General features: G+C 72.3%; 14 protein-coding genes. 8 read left to right on the forward strand and 6 right to left on the reverse strand.

Features of this window, described 5'->3' with window-relative positions; translation table 11 throughout:
* Nucleotides 1-6 precede the first annotated feature (6 nt).
* On the reverse strand, nt 7-651 hold the full coding sequence (locus tag ACQPZF_RS12835; RefSeq protein WP_433271593.1) for a peptidoglycan-binding protein: 645 nt from the start codon (nt 649-651) through the stop codon (nt 7-9).
* 253 nt (nt 652-904) lie between these two features.
* On the opposite strand from ACQPZF_RS12835, the gene ACQPZF_RS12840 reads away from it, so the two are divergent.
* A complete protein-coding gene (locus tag ACQPZF_RS12840; protein WP_433271594.1) occupies nt 905-1789 on the forward strand; it encodes a class I SAM-dependent methyltransferase in 885 nt (294 codons plus the stop codon).
* A 326-nt stretch (nt 1790-2115) separates the two neighbouring features.
* On the opposite strand, the gene ACQPZF_RS12845 is transcribed toward ACQPZF_RS12840, so the two are convergent.
* Both ACQPZF_RS12845 and ACQPZF_RS12850 read right to left on the reverse strand, forming a co-directional pair.
* Nucleotides 2116-5016, reverse strand: a complete 2901-nt coding sequence (locus ACQPZF_RS12845) for a M36 family metallopeptidase (RefSeq protein WP_433271595.1) — start codon at nt 5014-5016, stop codon at nt 2116-2118.
* Between the two features lie 146 nt (nt 5017-5162).
* Nucleotides 5163-5750, reverse strand: coding sequence for a TetR/AcrR family transcriptional regulator (locus tag ACQPZF_RS12850; RefSeq protein WP_433271596.1), 588 nt, complete (start codon nt 5748-5750; stop codon nt 5163-5165).
* 74 nt (nt 5751-5824) lie between these two features.
* On the opposite strand from ACQPZF_RS12850, the gene ACQPZF_RS12855 reads away from it, so the two are divergent.
* Complete coding sequence (locus ACQPZF_RS12855; RefSeq protein ID WP_433271597.1) at nt 5825-6667, forward strand: class I SAM-dependent methyltransferase; 843 nt, start codon at nt 5825-5827, stop codon at nt 6665-6667.
* Between the two features lie 175 nt (nt 6668-6842).
* Complete coding sequence (locus tag ACQPZF_RS12860; protein WP_433271598.1) at nt 6843-7865, forward strand: hypothetical protein; 1023 nt, start codon at nt 6843-6845, stop codon at nt 7863-7865.
* 4 nt (nt 7866-7869) lie between these two features.
* On the opposite strand, the gene ACQPZF_RS12865 is transcribed toward ACQPZF_RS12860, so the two are convergent.
* The 3 genes from ACQPZF_RS12865 to ACQPZF_RS12875 all read right to left on the reverse strand — a co-directional run bounded on the left by ACQPZF_RS12865 (nt 7870) and on the right by ACQPZF_RS12875 (nt 10276).
* Complete coding sequence (locus tag ACQPZF_RS12865) at nt 7870-9672, reverse strand: asparagine synthase-related protein (RefSeq protein WP_433271600.1); 1803 nt, start codon at nt 9670-9672, stop codon at nt 7870-7872.
* 21 nt (nt 9673-9693) lie between these two features.
* Nucleotides 9694-9900: a lasso RiPP family leader peptide-containing protein gene (locus tag ACQPZF_RS12870; RefSeq protein ID WP_433271601.1), complete on the reverse strand. Its 207-nt coding sequence runs from the start codon at nt 9898-9900 to the stop codon at nt 9694-9696.
* Between the two features lie 121 nt (nt 9901-10021).
* Nucleotides 10022-10276: a hypothetical protein gene (locus tag ACQPZF_RS12875; protein WP_433271602.1), complete on the reverse strand. Its 255-nt coding sequence runs from the start codon at nt 10274-10276 to the stop codon at nt 10022-10024.
* A 240-nt stretch (nt 10277-10516) separates the two neighbouring features.
* On the opposite strand from ACQPZF_RS12875, the gene ACQPZF_RS12880 reads away from it, so the two are divergent.
* The 5 genes from ACQPZF_RS12880 to ACQPZF_RS12900 all read left to right on the forward strand — a co-directional run bounded on the left by ACQPZF_RS12880 (nt 10517) and on the right by ACQPZF_RS12900 (nt 14647).
* A complete protein-coding gene (locus tag ACQPZF_RS12880; RefSeq protein ID WP_433271603.1) occupies nt 10517-11641 on the forward strand; it encodes a sensor histidine kinase in 1125 nt (374 codons plus the stop codon).
* Nucleotides 11634-12296: a response regulator gene (locus ACQPZF_RS12885; protein WP_433271604.1), complete on the forward strand. Its 663-nt coding sequence runs from the start codon at nt 11634-11636 to the stop codon at nt 12294-12296. The genes ACQPZF_RS12880 and ACQPZF_RS12885 overlap by 8 nt, the downstream gene beginning before the upstream one ends.
* Nucleotides 12297-12402: 106 nt before the next feature.
* On the forward strand, nt 12403-13125 hold the full coding sequence (locus ACQPZF_RS12890) for an ABC transporter ATP-binding protein (protein WP_433271605.1): 723 nt from the start codon (nt 12403-12405) through the stop codon (nt 13123-13125).
* A 2-nt stretch (nt 13126-13127) separates the two neighbouring features.
* Nucleotides 13128-13913 (forward strand): ABC transporter permease, encoded by a 786-nt coding sequence (locus tag ACQPZF_RS12895; protein WP_433271606.1) that lies wholly within the window; start codon nt 13128-13130, stop codon nt 13911-13913.
* Between the two features lie 14 nt (nt 13914-13927).
* Nucleotides 13928-14647 carry a hypothetical protein gene (locus ACQPZF_RS12900; RefSeq protein WP_433271607.1) on the forward strand — a complete coding sequence of 240 codons (720 nt, stop codon included), beginning with the start codon at nt 13928-13930 and terminating at the stop codon, nt 14645-14647.
* The last annotated feature ends 19 nt before the right edge of the window (nt 14648-14666 follow it).

The following is a 14666-nucleotide window of genomic DNA, read 5'->3' on the forward strand; positions in this document are numbered from 1 at the left end:
GATCGCTCACTGGTCGATGTCGGACCTCTGCTCGGCATTCGCCTCGGCGGTGCCGTCGATGGTCTGCTGGATGATGGCGTCCTGCTGCGCGATCGCCGTCGCCGCCGAGCCGTCGGACGCGATGTTCGCGGCCACCGCGGCGTCGATCGGCGCGGCCACGTTGGCGTTGAGGGCCACGGCCCCGTTGATCGGCGCGGCCAGGTCGAGATCGGCCGCGAGGTTGACGTCGACGTTGAGCAGGCCGCCCTCCAGCGCGGCGGCGGGATCGGTGGGCGGCACCTGGACGGCGGGCGCGGTGCCGCCCGGCTGCGGGGCCGGGGTGGTGCCCGCGCCCTGGTCGATGGCGCTCTCCTGGTCGGAGTTGGCCACCGCCTCGCCCGTGATGCCCTGCTGGATCGCGACGCCCTGGTCCGCCAGCGCCTGCGCGGTGGACCCGTTGGACAGCACGTTCGCGCCGACGGCGGCGTCGATCGGGGCCGCGACGTTGAGGTTGCCGGCCAGCGCCAGACCGATCGGCGCGGCCAGGTCGAGACCGAGGTCCAGGTCGACGTTCAGGTCGAGCAGCGAGTAGACCTCCTTGTCCGGCAACGCCGTGCCGCCCTCGGCGGCCAGTTCGTCGATCGACAGCGGGGGCAGGTTCGCTTCGCTCATTCCGTCGCTCCGTTCAGCGGTGTGGCCCGGCCGCTCGGGTGGTCGGGCGGTAGAGGTCAGGTGGTCCAGACCAGTACCCGGGTCGGGCAGGGTGAAACGGCGACGGCGGCGCGTGGTCGGAATCGGGCCGGAAAACCCTCCCGGCGGCGCGATGGCGTTCGACCGAATGGGTGGATGGAAAGCGAAACGTTTTCGCAACACGGCCTGATTAAGTCGGTGGCCCCGGACCGACGCGCGTGGCTAGCCTCGGCCGGTGATCTACGAGCACCCGTTGGCCTACCTGCTCGGGCTTGAGGGCATCGCCTTGTTGCGCGCGTTCACCGGCGAGCACGACCGCGACTTCGTGGAGTCGCGGATCGCCGAGATCCGCCGGCTGCTGGACGACGGGTCGCTGGCCGGCGCGGCCGTGGAGGTCGACCGGGTGACCGCGGTCGACGGCTACCGGGTGTGGTCGGCGACGTACGACCAGCCGGGCAACGCCGCGTTCGACATCGACGGGCCGCTGGTGGAGGAGATCGTCGACGCGCTGCCGGTGGGAGTAGCCCTGGACGCCGCGTGCGGCACCGGCCGCCACGCGCGACCGCTCGCCGAGCGCGGACACCGGGTCATCGGCGTGGACGGCTCACCCGACATGCTCGCGCGGGCCCGTGAACGGCTGCCACAGGGCGAGTTCCTGCTCGGCGACCTGAGCCGGCTGCCGGTGGGTGACGCCGAAGTGGACCTGGTCGTCTGCGGCCTGGCGCTGACGCACGTCCCCGCGCTGGACCCGGTGATGGCCGAGTTCGCCAGGGTGCTGCGCCCCGGCGGGCACCTGGTGATCTCCGACGTCCACCCCGAAGCGGTGGCGCGGGGGTCGGTTCCCTCCGTGCGCGGGCCGAGCGGGCGACCGGGCCGGGTGGCCACTTATCGCCACCTGGTCGGGGACTACCTGCGGGCTGCCCTGCCGCTGGGGCTCCAGTTGCGGCGCTGCGAGGAGCCTCGCCTGCCGGCACCGGCCGAACCGCGGCCACCGGCCACGGCATTGGGGCCTTGGGAACTGTGGCCGTGGTGCCTGGCCGACCTGGTGCCCGACGCGACCCGAGCCGCCAACGCCGACGTTCCCGCGATGGTCGTCTGGCACTTCCAGCTCACGCCGTGATCACCCGGCTGATGGCACGACGCGTGATCACCGGACGGTGGCCTGACGCGGTGATCACCGGCCGATGGCCGGGCGCGGTGATCACCCGGACGGTGGCCCGCCGCGGCCGAAGCGGTCGCGAAGCGTCCTGCCCTGCTCCAGCACGCGGGACGGAGCCTGCCGGCAGCTTGGCCGTTCGATCCGCCGTGATCCGACGAGGGTCGGGCTTTTCGAGATAGCCCTTGACCTGAGACATAGGCCAAGGGATGACCGGACGGGAGCGCCGGTACGTGACCGGCGCTCCCGTGCCCGGCCCTGCCGGAGGAGAGTCGGCAGGGCCGGGCACCTCAGAAGCGGAACGCCTGGAACTCGGCGATCCGGACCGTCTGCGCCACCGCCGGGTTGCCGGTGGTGCAGTCGCTGGTCGAACGCGGATCATCGTGCTGCTTCCCCGCGTACTCCGGCCCTCCCGTGCACTGGTTGCTCAACACCCGGATCTTCAGGTGCGTGGCCTGGGTAGCCGGAATCCGGAACGAGCGCATCGTCAGGTCCGGCGCGGTCGGCCGGGGCACGTCGGCCGGGAAAGCGTTTGCCGGGCTGGTGTACGCGACGCGGAAGTCGGCCGGGTCGGCGCACCGTGCGCCGGTGGCCGTGTTGCACGCCAGGACTTCGAACTGGCGCAACGCCGTGAACCTGTTCTGCCCGCCCGGGTCGGGGTCCGGCTCGATCGCCGGTCGCAGCAGCGCGCTCACCTGCACCCGCCGGACGAGTTGTGGACGGTCGCCGGCGAGGTCCACCGTCACGCCCTTGCCCGCGACCGGCGAGCCGACCGACGCCCAGTTCGTGGCCTCGGTGCCGTCGATGAGCTTGTCCAGGTTCACCCCGTCGCCGGTGGCGGTCGCGCCGAGGGCGCGGGAGGCGATGTTGCGGGTCAGCAGCGGCTGGATCTTGTCGTGCTCGCCCGCGCGGACCGTGCGCCGGAACCGCGTGGTGCCGTAGCCGTCCGCGGTCACCACGAAGTCGTACGTCCCCGGCACGATCTCCAGCGTGTCGGGCAGCGGCGTCGTCGGGTCGGTGTCGGCCACCGGGCGGGTGCGGGCCTCGTAGTCGCCGATGTGCAGCCGTGCCCCCGCCACGGCCGACAGCCGCAGCTTCGCGTTGCGCCCGTGCGGCGAGGCGAAGCTCGGTGTCGGGTCGGCGTCGTTGGAGCCTGCGCTCGCCGCGTCCCGGCCGAGGCCGTGCCGCGCGAACACCGCCCACAGTTCGGGCACGTCCGCGCCGCCGAAGCGGATTTCGTTGGCGGCCAGCGTGGCGTCCCTCATGTCCACGTAGCTGACCGCGCCGGAAGCGTTGAGCAGCAACGCGTCGAACGCCTGCTGCACCCACCGCCGGTTGCCGGGGCAGCGCTCGACCGGCCGCTTGCCGTCCGCGCACGCCCGCTGCGTCGCCGGCGTGCCCAGGCCGTACTTGTCGATCATCGCCTGCCGGAGGTCGAAGCTGGTCGCGCTCCAGATCTCGCCGTCGGCGTGCACCTGCTGGCCGACCAGGTCGTAGGCGATGTTGCTGTAGTTCAGCGAGTTGCGGCTCATGTCGTAGTTGCGGATGCCCGCCTTGGCGTCACCGGTGACGTACCCGCCGACGACGTACCGCGTGTCGCCGCGCGGCCGGAAGCCGTACTCGAACAGGTACTCCATGGCGAACAGGTCGGAGTGCGACTCGTTCATCGCGCCCGCCTGCGCGCCGTTCCAGCCGCTGTCGGGACCGCCGATCAGCCGGCCGCTGATCGCGTGGCCGTACTCGTGCCCGATCACGGACATGTCGTAGTCGCCGTCCACGCACGGGCCGTAGAACCCGCCGGGCGTCGGCTGCCACAGGTACATGTTGGTCGTCGGCGGCACGCCGTCGGGCGGCGTGATCTGGTTGGCGTTGTTGCGGGACGGGAACGTCGGCGGCGCGCCGCCCACCCGGCCGCCCGCCTGGGCGTTGCCGCGCTCGGCGTCACCGCCGAGGCCGCCGCGGTCGCCGTTGTCGGCCTGCATGTTCCAGGTCTCCTCGGTGAAACCGAGGTGGTACGACCAGTCGTGCATGCGGTTGTGCATGGCGAACAGGTTGCCCAGCGCCGCGTCGATGTCGTTCTGCTGCGGGGAGGCGAAAACCGCCGGGTCGCAACGCTTCTCGTGCCACTGGTTGGTCCACGGGTAGGTGTAGCGCCGGTTCTCGCTGGCCGCCGACGTCCGGGTGCCGACCGTGCCGCCGGCGAGGTCGTCCCACTTCTCGGTGGTGCGGCCGGAGTTCCCGGACGAGGTCCGGCTGGTCTTCCCGGTGGCGGGGTCGACGTCCCAGGCGACGCCCTGGTCCGCCGTGCCGACGGTCCGCTCGCAGCCCCGCGCCCGCTCCGCGCACCACCGCACGCGGTTGTCGCGCGAGGAGTAGTCGGCGGGCGGGTTGGCCGGGAACACGTCCCACGCGGCGTTGCCCGAGCCGTGGTCCGGCTCGTGGTCGTGGTCCACCAGGTCCTCGCGGACCAGCAACCCGCCGGTCCGGGCGTCCACGTAACTGGTGGAACCGGTCTCCTCACCCACCTGGACGACCTGGTACGCGGTCCGTGCGGGACCGTCCGGCATGGGCACCGCGCCCAGCCTGACCCGCGTGGCCGTGCCGAGTCCCGCGGCGGCCAGGGCTTCGTCCGGAGAGAGGGTCGCGGGCTCCGGGTCGGTCCGGGTGGGGCTCAGCGACGAGCTGAGGAACACCACCGCGCCGTCCCGGATGCCGAACGCCGCCAGCCCGTCCAGGATCGAGGGCGTGGCGCCGAACCGCTGACGCAGCATGACGTACGCGCCCTGCCCCATCGGGCGGCTCACCAACACCTCCATCGTGTCGATGCTCTGCTGCGTCAACCCGAACACGTCGCGGTTGGCGGTCAGGTAGCCGCGCGCCACCGTCGCCGGATCGCCCGCCACGCGCGCCCGGAGTCCGGCGCGGGGGATCAGCGTCGCGGGCGCGCCGTACCGGTTCCACCGGACGGTCGTGCCGCGTTCGCCCGCCAGCGCCCGCTGCCGGTCGGTCGGCTCCGCCGCCGCGGGCCGGTTGTCGAGGTCGAGGTCGCCCTCGTCGGAGGTGTCACCTTGCACGACGGACGTGCCGCCACCGGATGGCGTGGCGGACGCCGCGCCCGTCACCAGGGTGCTGACCGCCAGCACGCCCGTCGCGGCGAGCGCCGTGGCGCGCCGGAAAGCCTGTCTCCGCATGTGTGAACGCCTCTCTGAGAGCCGTACGAGACCGACGTCACCCGAGCTTTCCGGTTGTGCGCGCGCGGCGGCTAGGCCCGTTCGTACGGCTCACGCGCGGCCGTCCCGGCGAGTCGGGGCGCAGGCGCGAGCGTTTGAGGCTGCCGTCAGGACACGACGTTGGCGAGGACCGTCGCCACCATCCTGCGGAGGGCGGCGGCATCCGGTGGTGCGCTTCCGCGGTCGGCGTGGAGCAGGTGGGCGGTCCCGATCAGGGTGGGCGCGAGTGTGTCGATGTCGGCGTCGGCGGCGATGCGGCCCAGGTCGCGTTCCGCGGTGAGGTAGGCGGCGATCATGTCCACGGCTTCGGTCAGGACCGGGACGCCGGCCGGCCAGTCGTGGCGCAGCCGGGCACGCAACTCGTCCCGGTAGGTGACGAGGGCGACGACCGCGACGGCGACCGACCCGAACAGGGCGGTCAGGGCGTCGGCGAGGCGGTCGACCACGGCCCCGGAGCCGGCGGACTCGCGCAAGGCGGCGGCCTGGGCGTCCATCCGGCCGACGCGGTCGAGCACGAACGCGGCCAGGAAGGCGTCGAAGTCCTCGAAGTGCCGGTGCAGCACGCCTTTGGCGCAGCCGGCCTCGGTGGTGACCGCCCGGCTGGTCAGCGCGCTCGGCCCGGCCCGGAGCAGGATGCGCTCGGCGGCGGCGAAAAGCTGCTCGCGCACGGCGCGGATGGCTGTCCCGGTAGGCACCGCGCACCCCGTTCTTTCGCTCGTTCGGCGACGCCCGCTTGACGAGTGGGCGCTTGCCCACTATTAGTGGGCACATGCCCACTGTACCGCCGGAGCGCACTCCTCAGGCCGAACCCCACCAGGCCCGCGAACTGGCCGAGTCGTTCGGCGCGGACCCCGAGCGCTACGACCGGACCCGGTCCCGCTACCCCGACGCCATGGTGGAGGCGATCGTCGCCGCCATCCCCGGGCCCGAGATCGTCGACGTCGGCATCGGCACCGGCATCGCGGCCAGGCAGTTCCAGGCTGCCGGCTGCCGGGTGCTCGGCGTCGACGTCGACGCGCGGATGGCCGAGTTCGCGCGCCGCGGCGGCACAGAGGTCGAGGTGGCGGACTTCGCCGCCTGGAACCCCGCCGGGCGGGTGTTCGACGCGGTGGTCTCGGGGCAGGCCTGGCACTGGGTGGACCCGGTCGCGGGCGCGGCGAAGGCGGCCGAGGCACTGCGCCCCGGTGGCCGGCTCGCGGTGTTCTGGAACGCGGCCCAACCGCCACCCGAACTGGCGGAGGCCTTCGCCGCGGTCTACCGCCGGGCGATGCCCGACTCGCTCGCCGCCCGCTGGTCGGCGGCGACCGGCTCGGACGGGCACTCGGCGCTGTCCGCGCGGGCGGTCGACGGGATGCGGGCGACGGGCGCGTTCGGCGAGCCGGAGCTGTGGCGGTTCGGCTGGGAACGGTCGTACACCAGGGAAGAGTGGCTGGACGAGGTACCCACCAGCGGCGGCTTCGCCCAGCTCCCGCCGGCCAAGCGGGGCGAGGTGCTGGCGGGCATCGGGGCCGCCATCGACGCGGTGGGTGGCAGCTTCGTGCTGCCCTACACCGCGGTCGTGGTCACTGCGCCGACCCTCCCGTCGGTCAGTGCCTCGGCGGCTCGGCGGTGATGATCCCGCGCGCGCAGTGGACGATGGGCGAGGTGGCACGCGGCACACGTCCAGCCCGTCCACCCCCGGCAGCGTCAGGTCCGGCACCAGCAGGGTGTGAATCCGACCTGATCAGCGGTCGGTCAGGCGGTGCCTTGACGGTGGCAGTGTCGAAATCCACCGTTCGAGGAGCACCATGACCGTCAAACCCATGGCTCTCGTGGCGATCGCGGCCTTCGCGATCACCGTGATCTCCGCCCCGACCGCGTCCGCCGCCACGTGCACGACGAGCTACCTGCCGCTGCCCGCGGACCTGCCCGGCGGCTCCGTCACGGCCGCCGACAGCGGCGGCGGCTACGCGGGTTACGGCTACCTCGCCAAGGGCTGGTCGTACACGGCGCACGCGTTGCGCTGGTCCAACGGCCAGGTCACCGACCTCGGCATGCTGGCGGGCTCCGGCAGCGACGTCGTGGTGACCGGCGTGAACCGGCAGGGCACCGTCGTCGGCTGGGCCGCCGGCCCGCGCGGCTTCCGGTCGCGCAACGGCAAGCTGGAGGCCCTGCCGCTGCCCGCCGGCGCGACCGGCGCGCAGGTCGAGGGCATCAACGACCGGGGCGACATCGTCGGCAGCGTCAGCAGCACCCCGCCGGACACCGCGCCGTGGGCCGTCCACGCGCCGGTGCTGTGGCCCGGCGACGGGTCCGCGCCCGTGCGGCTGACCGGTCTGCCGACCACCGGGCAGGCGAAGGCCAAGGCCGTCGACCAGGACGGCACGGTACTGGTGGAGCACTACCCGTCACGCGACGACGCCTTCGGCGCGACGGCCCTCTACCTGTGGAAGGCGGGCACGGCCCGCAAGCTCGCCAACCCGTCCGGCACGGCCACCGTGGAGGGCCACGCCCTGTCCAACGGCCGTGTGGTGGGCGAGACGTACCCGGCGTCGGGCTACGACGGCAAGGGCGTGCTGTGGGACCGGAACGGCGCCCCGTCCCGCCCGTCGACCAGCGCCTCCCTCGACTCGATCAACCGCTCGGGCCAGTCGGTCGGCTGGTCGCGCGGCGGCTCGGGCAGTTACGCGGTGTGGCAGCTCGACACGCTGACCGCCACCTTGACCGACCACCCGAGCGTCGAGGTCTCCGCCGACAACGGTGTCGTCGGCGGACGCAGCGTCGTCGGCTCGGCGTCGCACTCCAGCCCGACCCTCTGGCGCTGCGGCTGACCCGTCAGGACCCGGTCGTGGTGGTCTGGCCGGTGGCCTGTGGCGTGTTGCCGGTGACGGCCCGGAGCCATGCCTCGCAGGCGATGAGGTCTTCGAGGGCGATCTCCGCGACGGGGTCGGTGCGGGATTCGGGCAGCAGCCTGCGCAGCCGCTCGCGGTCGACCAGGCCCCGTTCGACCAAGGCGGAGTCCGCGAACAGTTCCTGGACGGCGGACATGTTGTGGTGCAGCCCGGTCTGGGACTCGGCGCTGAAGTCGCCTTTGGTGTCGCGGTGGCGGATGACGTCGGGCAGGATGCCGCGCATCGCCTCGGACAGCAGCGCCTTGTACCGCCACGGAGTGGACCGCTCGTGCACCTGGACGGACAGGACGGCCTCGAAGACCGCATCATCCAGGTAGGGCATGTCCAGGAACACGCCCTGCTCGGCGAACAGCGCGGCGAGTTGCTGGTAGCCGACCGTGGTGGACCACAGGGCGAGCACCGCCTGGTGCTGCCCGGGGTCGGCGGCCAGCGGTTCGGCCTGCTCGGCGGTGCGGCGGAGCGCGGCCCGCGCGGTGGCGACGGCCTCCGGCGAGGCGCAGGCGGTGGCGCGCAGCGGTTCCAGCCCCCAGCCGAGGACGGGCGTCCACTCCGACACCGGCGGCCCGGTCAACTCGTCGGCCTGGGCGCGCCACCAGGTGCGGACCGTGCCCGGCCGGGCCAGACCGCGCAGGGTCGCGCCCAGCGGCCACCGGCCCAGCGCCATCAGGCCGCGGAGGTGGCGCAGCGCCACCAGCGGACGGCGTCGCGCCAGGTGGTGGAGGTAGCCGTGCAGGGGTAGGAACAACTCGTCGCCGCCGTGCCCGCCCACGTGCCAGTGGTAGCCGCGCTCGGCGAGCAGGCCGGCGAGGTGGCGCATCTGGGCGTCGGTGCGGGGGCAGGCGGTCGGCTGGTCGGCGTCGATCGCCCGGCACGGATCGGTGTACAGGGGCGGCAGGTCCTCCTGGGCGAGGACCAGGTGCTCGGCTCCGGGCAGGGAGCGGATCGCGTGGTCGGCGAACACACCGTCGTCGTTGCCCACCTCCGCCTCGGCCACCCGCATGGTCAACAGGTCCGGCGTGTGCGGGGCGGCCAGGAAGCACAGGGAGGTCGAGTCCAGCCCGCCGGACATGTCCGCGCTGACCCGGTCCGGCCGGTGCCCCATCGCCTCGACCAGGGCCTGTCGGACGACCTGCGCGCCTTCGGACAGCGGGAGCGCCGGTTCGGGAGCCGACCACCACCGCACCGCCCGCGCCCGGTCCGCGTCCAGGAGCAGGTAGTGGTCGGACGGCACGGCGGACACGCCCTGCCACAGGCTCTGCTCACCCAACGGCGCGGGAACGGCGTCGCCGCACACCACCCGCACCGCCAGGGCGTCCTCGTCGACCCCGGCGCCGGTGAGCGAGGCCAGCAGGTCGGCCCGGTCGCCGGCCACCGGCACCCCGCGGACCTTCGCGTGGACGACCCGACGCAGGCCGGTGACGCCGCCCTGCACCCTGATCCGGCCGTCGACCGAGGCGATCAGGTGGAAGCTGCCCGGCAGCGCGCGCGCCACCCGGTCGACGTCGGCGACCGTCCGGACCTGGGCGGCGAGTTCGGTCAACCGGCCGGTGGTGGCCGGGCAGAACCCGACCACCACCAGACACGTCCGACCCGCGCTCGCCCGCAGCACCGGTTCCGGCGGACCCCAGCACACCAGCCAGGCACGACCCGACCGGTGCGCCGCCACGAGGGCGCCGGAACCCGACACCGCCGCCGCCTGTTCGGCGGCAGCGCTGTCAGGAAGCACCGCGAATCCGCGCATCACCGGTCAGTGGTAGCGACGCCGAAGCCGACGGTCGCGCCCGCGCGGTCCCCGTCCCAACGTGACCTGCGCGAACTGACCCGCTTCGGTCAGCACCGGCCGCTCGTACGGTGTCTTCTTCGTTTCCACGATCAATTCCTCCCGACTACCTGGTGTGCCCGGGATGGCAACCCAGGGCCTCCAGCGTGCGGAGGTCCGCCGTGCGGGCACCACCCAGGGAACGCAGGTTCACCCGCCAGAACAGATATCCTCCACCGGACAGGTGCACCTTGGGGTCGCCGAACACCGCGAGCCCCCATCGCGGGCATCTCCGGATTGGACGGAATGACGGCTCTTACGGCGTGCGCTTCGCGAGATCGCAGGCTTTGAGCGCGTCCAGCGGGCGCACACGTTCCTTGAAGAGCCCGTCGACGCAGCCGTTGTAGTCGCCCTTTTCGCCCTTTGTACATGCGGTGGCGTGGGCGGCGTTGATCTCGTAGCCGTGGTCGTGGAGGTACTCCAGGCACTCCCGAGAGGTTGCCTGCGCCGAGCCGGCGCTGAGCAGGGACAGCGCCGCTGCGGTGGCGGTGGCGGCGGCGAGCGCGGCCACGCGGGCGATTGTCGACACGTCGAGCCTTTCGTTGTGCGGGAACGACCTTCGGAGTCAAACCGACCGGCGGAAGGGAACTCAATACCGGTCACCCTTCTTGGTGACGGGTGGATGCACGAGAAGTCCACAATGGACTGAAAGCCTGATGTCACCGAATGGGCGTCGCTAACACCGCGTGCGCCGTAAGGTCTGCGCGTGGTTCGACTTCGCGCCTCTTCTCCGGATCGGGCACGTGCGGTGATGACGGATGCCGGCGTGGCCGTGTTGTGCGTGCTGGTGTTCTGGCTGCCGTTCGACGAGCGGTCCGGCTGCCCCGTGCCCGTCTACGCGGGGCTGATCGCCGTGCTGGTCACGGGGCTGCTGATCCGGTCGTGGTCGCCGGCCACGGCGTTCTGGCTCGTCGCGGCGTCGACCTTCGCGGGCGTGGTGCTGGGCGTGACGCACGACCCGTTCGTCGCCGCCGCGTGGGCGCTGTACCCGGTCGCCGCCGCGCAGGACAGCGCCAAGCTGTCGTCCGCCATCTCGGTGGGGTTCGGGGCGGCCATCGTCGCGCTGGTGTTCGTGGGCAGCGCGGAGTTCGAGGACACCGTCCGGCTCGCGATGCTGAGCATGCTGGTGCCGGCCGGGGCGTGGCGGCTGGGAACCGCGGTCCGGCGGGAGCGCCAGGACGCCGAACGCGCCGCCCGTGCCGAGAACGAACGCGTGGTGGCCAGGGAACGGCTCCGCGTGGTGCGGGAGGTCCACGACGTGGTGTCGCACTCGTTGGGGACGATCGCGGTGACCGCCGGGGTGGCGGCGCACATCGGGTCGGACGACGCCGAACGGTTGCGGCACAAGCTCGCTCGGATCGAGGAGACGAGCAAGGAGGCGCTGGACGAGCTGCGTGCCGTGCTGGGCGCGGTCCGGGAACGGGGCGAGAGCGTCGAACGCGCTCCTCAACCGGGGATCGCGGACCTGCCGAATTTGGTCGTACGGGCCGAAAACGCCGGTGTGCGAGTGCGTTTGACGGTGGACAGCGTCGACGGCGTCCCGCCGAGTGCCGGGTTGGCGGTGTACCGGATCGTGCAGGAAGGGCTGACGAACACCACCCGGCACGCCCCCCGCGCGCGGTGCGAGGTGACCGTCTTGGGGACGGGCCATAGGATTCACGTCGGAATCGTGGACGACGGCGGAGCCGCGGACGCGCGGTCGAGTGGCGAGGGCGGAGCTGCGGACGTGCGGTCGGGCGGTGCGGGTGGATACGGTCTGATCGGCTTGCGAGAGCGGGTGGAGCTGCTCGGTGGTGAGTTCACCGCCGGGCACCTGGCCGAAGGCGGGTTCGCGGTGCGCGCGGTGATTCCGGTGTCGGAGGGCGGGGATGGGTGAGCGGATCCGGGTCCTGGTCGCCGAGGACCAGGACGAGCTGCGCGCCTCGCTGGGCGAGCTGGTCGCCGGCAGCCCGCGGCTGGTCCTGGTCGGTGAGGCCCGTGACGGCCGTGACGCGGTCAGCGCCGTGACGCGGCTCCGTCCGGGCGTGGTGCTGATGGACATCCGGATGCCGGTCATGGACGGCCTCGAAGCGACGCGGACGATCTGCGCGTCCGCCCCGTCGACCAAGGTGCTGATCCTGACGACGTTCGACCTGGACGAGTACGTGTACGAAGCGCTCCGGGCGGGGGCGTCCGGGTTCCTGCTGAAGAACGCCGGGCCGGCCGAGATCCTGCGCGCGGTGCACACGGTCCACGACGGCAACGCGATGCTCGCCCCGGAAGTGACCCGGCGGATGATCGCCGACTTCGCCGCGCGCCGCCGGAACCCTTCCCTGGAGCGGTTCGACGGGCTGACGGAGCGCGAGCGGGAGGTGGTCGGGGCGATCGTCCAGGGCATGTCGAACGAGGAGATCGCCGCGGAGCTGTTCCTCAGCCGGGCGACGGTGAAGACCTACCTGAGCCGCCTGTTCTCGAAACTCGGCGTGCGGGACCGCACGCAACTGGTCATCCTCGCCTACGAGTCCGGCTACATCGACACCCTCCGATCCTGACGACACCGCCCGGTCGCGTTCCGACTGCACTGTCCGGTCGCGGGAGCCGTGACTGTCAACCTTTGGCCGATGCGCCCGGAGCCGCCGTGCCCGGAGCCTGAACGGCATGATCGACATCACCCGCCTCAGCAAACGGCATGGCCGCAAGCTCGCCGTGGACGACGTCAGTTTCACCGTGGCCCCCGGCCGGGTGACGGGCTTCCTGGGGCCGAACGGCGCGGGGAAGTCGTCGACGTTGCGCGTCCTGCTCGGCCTCGACGCCGCCGACGCCGGCACCGCGTTCATCGACGGCAAGCCCTACCGTGAGCTGCGGAACCCGTTGCGCACAGTCGGTTCACTGCTCGAAACCAGCGGAGCGCACCGCTCCCGCACGGCCCGCGCCCACCTGTCGTGGGTCGCGCGCAGCAACGGCATCCCGAGGACGCGCGTGGACGAGGTGCTGGAAACCGTCGGGCTGGCCGACGACGCGGGCAAGCGCGTCGGCAAGTACTCGCTGGGCATGGGCCGGCGGCTCGGCCTCGCGACCGCCCTGTTGGGAGAGCCCGAGGTGCTGGTGCTGGACGAGCCGGTGAACGGCCTCGACCCGCAAGGCATCCGCTGGATCCGCCGGTTCCTCAGGTCCTACGCCGCCGACGGCCGCACCGTGCTGCTCTCCAGCCACCTCATGAGCGAGATGGCCGACACCGCCGACGACCTCGTCGTGATCACCAACGGCCGGGTCGTCGTCCAGGGCTCGCTGGACGAGATCACCGTCGGCCACGCGTCGCTGGAGGACGCGTTCTTCGCCCACACCTCCGGGTACCGCGCCGGTGGCGCGGGGGAGGAGTGACCGTGCGGAACTCCATCAGTGCCGAGATCCGGAAGCTCGTCTCGCTGCCCTCCACGTTCATCGCGCTCGGCATCGCGGTCGTCGGCACACTGGGTATCGCCGCTCTCACCGCGAGTTCGCTGCGCGGGAAGCTCGCCTCGGGGAACACCGAGTCCCTTGTGGACACTTCCACGATCGACATCGGGTTCGACGTCATGCCCGTCGGCACGGTCGGCGCGATCCTGCTCGGTGTCACCATCGTCAGCAGCGAGTACACCGCCGGCAACAGTGATGTGGGCGGTGGCAGGCAGATCCTGACCAGCCTGGCCTGCGTCCCCCGGCGCGGCCGGCTGCTCGCGGCGAAAGCGATCGCCCTCGCGCTCGTCACCGGCATCCTCGCCGCCGTCACGATTTCCGCCACGACCCTGCTGTCCCAAGCCTTCCTCGGCGAGTACGGGCACCCACTGGGCCGGCTGGTCGACGAACTGGGTTGGCGCGCCGTCGGTTGCGTCGTCTATTGGGTGTTCACCGCGTTGATCGCCTTCGCCATCACCGTCCTCACGCGCAGCGGCGTCATTCCGCTGATCGTGCTCATCGCCAACACCACGCTGGTGTCGGTCACCTTCCTGCTGACCAAGGTCACCTCGTGGGCGAAGTTCCTGCCCGACGTCGCCGGCGCGCAGATGTTCACGGTGGGCTATCCGGCGGAGCAGATGCTCGCCCCGGTCCCCGCGGGCGTGACGATGTGCGCGTGGACCGTGGGGCTGCTCGTCCTCGCCGGAACCGTGTTCGTCCGGCGTGACGCGTGAGCGGGGGAAGCGCTGTGAGCAACAGCCTCCGGAACGTCGTGGCGGCGGAACTGGGCAAGCTGCGAACTCTGCCCGCCGCGCCGATCACGATGGTGTCGACCGCCCTCGGCACGACGGGCCTCGCCGTCGTGCTCGCCGCCCAGACGCCCGGAACCGGACTCCACGCGATCCGCTACGGGCAGATCGGCTTCATCCTGCTCGGCGTCCTCGCCGCGGCGAGCGAGTACAGCGGTGGCCAGATCCGCACCACGCTCGCCGGTGTCCCCAGCCGGACCTTGCTCATGGCCGGGAAGACCATCGCGTACTCGATGTTCGCGGCACTGACCGCAGTGGTCACCGTCGTCGCGTCAGCCGTTGCCGCGCAGGCCGTCGTGGGCCGGCACGGCGTGCCGGTGAGTGACTTCTTCGCGGCGCAGCACCTCGGGCCGTTGCTCGGGGCCGCGGCGTACCTGGTGCTGATCGGGCTGCTGGCCCATGCCGTCGCCTTCCTGACGCGCAACCTCGTCGCCGCGCTCGTCTCCGTGCTGACGCTCGTGCTCGTCGTCTCGCCGCTTTTGATGGCGATGACGCCGTTGGCCGGATATCTTCCCGACCAGGCCGGCGCGACGCTCTACCTGACCGATCCCGTCGCCACCGACGTGCTCACGTCCGTCCAGGGCGCGGGCGTCCTGGGGGCATGGGTCGCGCTGGCGCTCGTCGTCGCCGTCGTCGTCTTCACGAGGCGGGATGCCTGAGGTCGCCGGGGGGAGAACT

The organism is Actinosynnema sp. CS-041913 (assembly GCF_050942485.1).
Lineage (GTDB): Bacteria > Actinomycetota > Actinomycetes > Mycobacteriales > Pseudonocardiaceae > Actinosynnema.

Coding starts and splice junctions, on each gene's coding strand:
- ACQPZF_RS12835 (WP_433271593.1), bottom strand. CDS start 651: ATGAGCGAAGCGAACCTGCCCCCGCTGTCGATCGACGAACTGGCCGCC.
- ACQPZF_RS12845 (WP_433271595.1), bottom strand. CDS start 5,016: ATGCGGAGACAGGCTTTCCGGCGCGCCACGGCGCTCGCCGCGACGGGC.
- ACQPZF_RS12855 (WP_433271597.1), top strand. CDS start 5,825: ATGCCCACTGTACCGCCGGAGCGCACTCCTCAGGCCGAACCCCACCAG.
- ACQPZF_RS12860 (WP_433271598.1), top strand. CDS start 6,843: ATGACCGTCAAACCCATGGCTCTCGTGGCGATCGCGGCCTTCGCGATC.
- ACQPZF_RS12880 (WP_433271603.1), top strand. CDS start 10,517: ATGACGGATGCCGGCGTGGCCGTGTTGTGCGTGCTGGTGTTCTGGCTG.
- ACQPZF_RS12885 (WP_433271604.1), top strand. CDS start 11,634: ATGGGTGAGCGGATCCGGGTCCTGGTCGCCGAGGACCAGGACGAGCTG.
- ACQPZF_RS12890 (WP_433271605.1), top strand. CDS start 12,403: ATGATCGACATCACCCGCCTCAGCAAACGGCATGGCCGCAAGCTCGCC.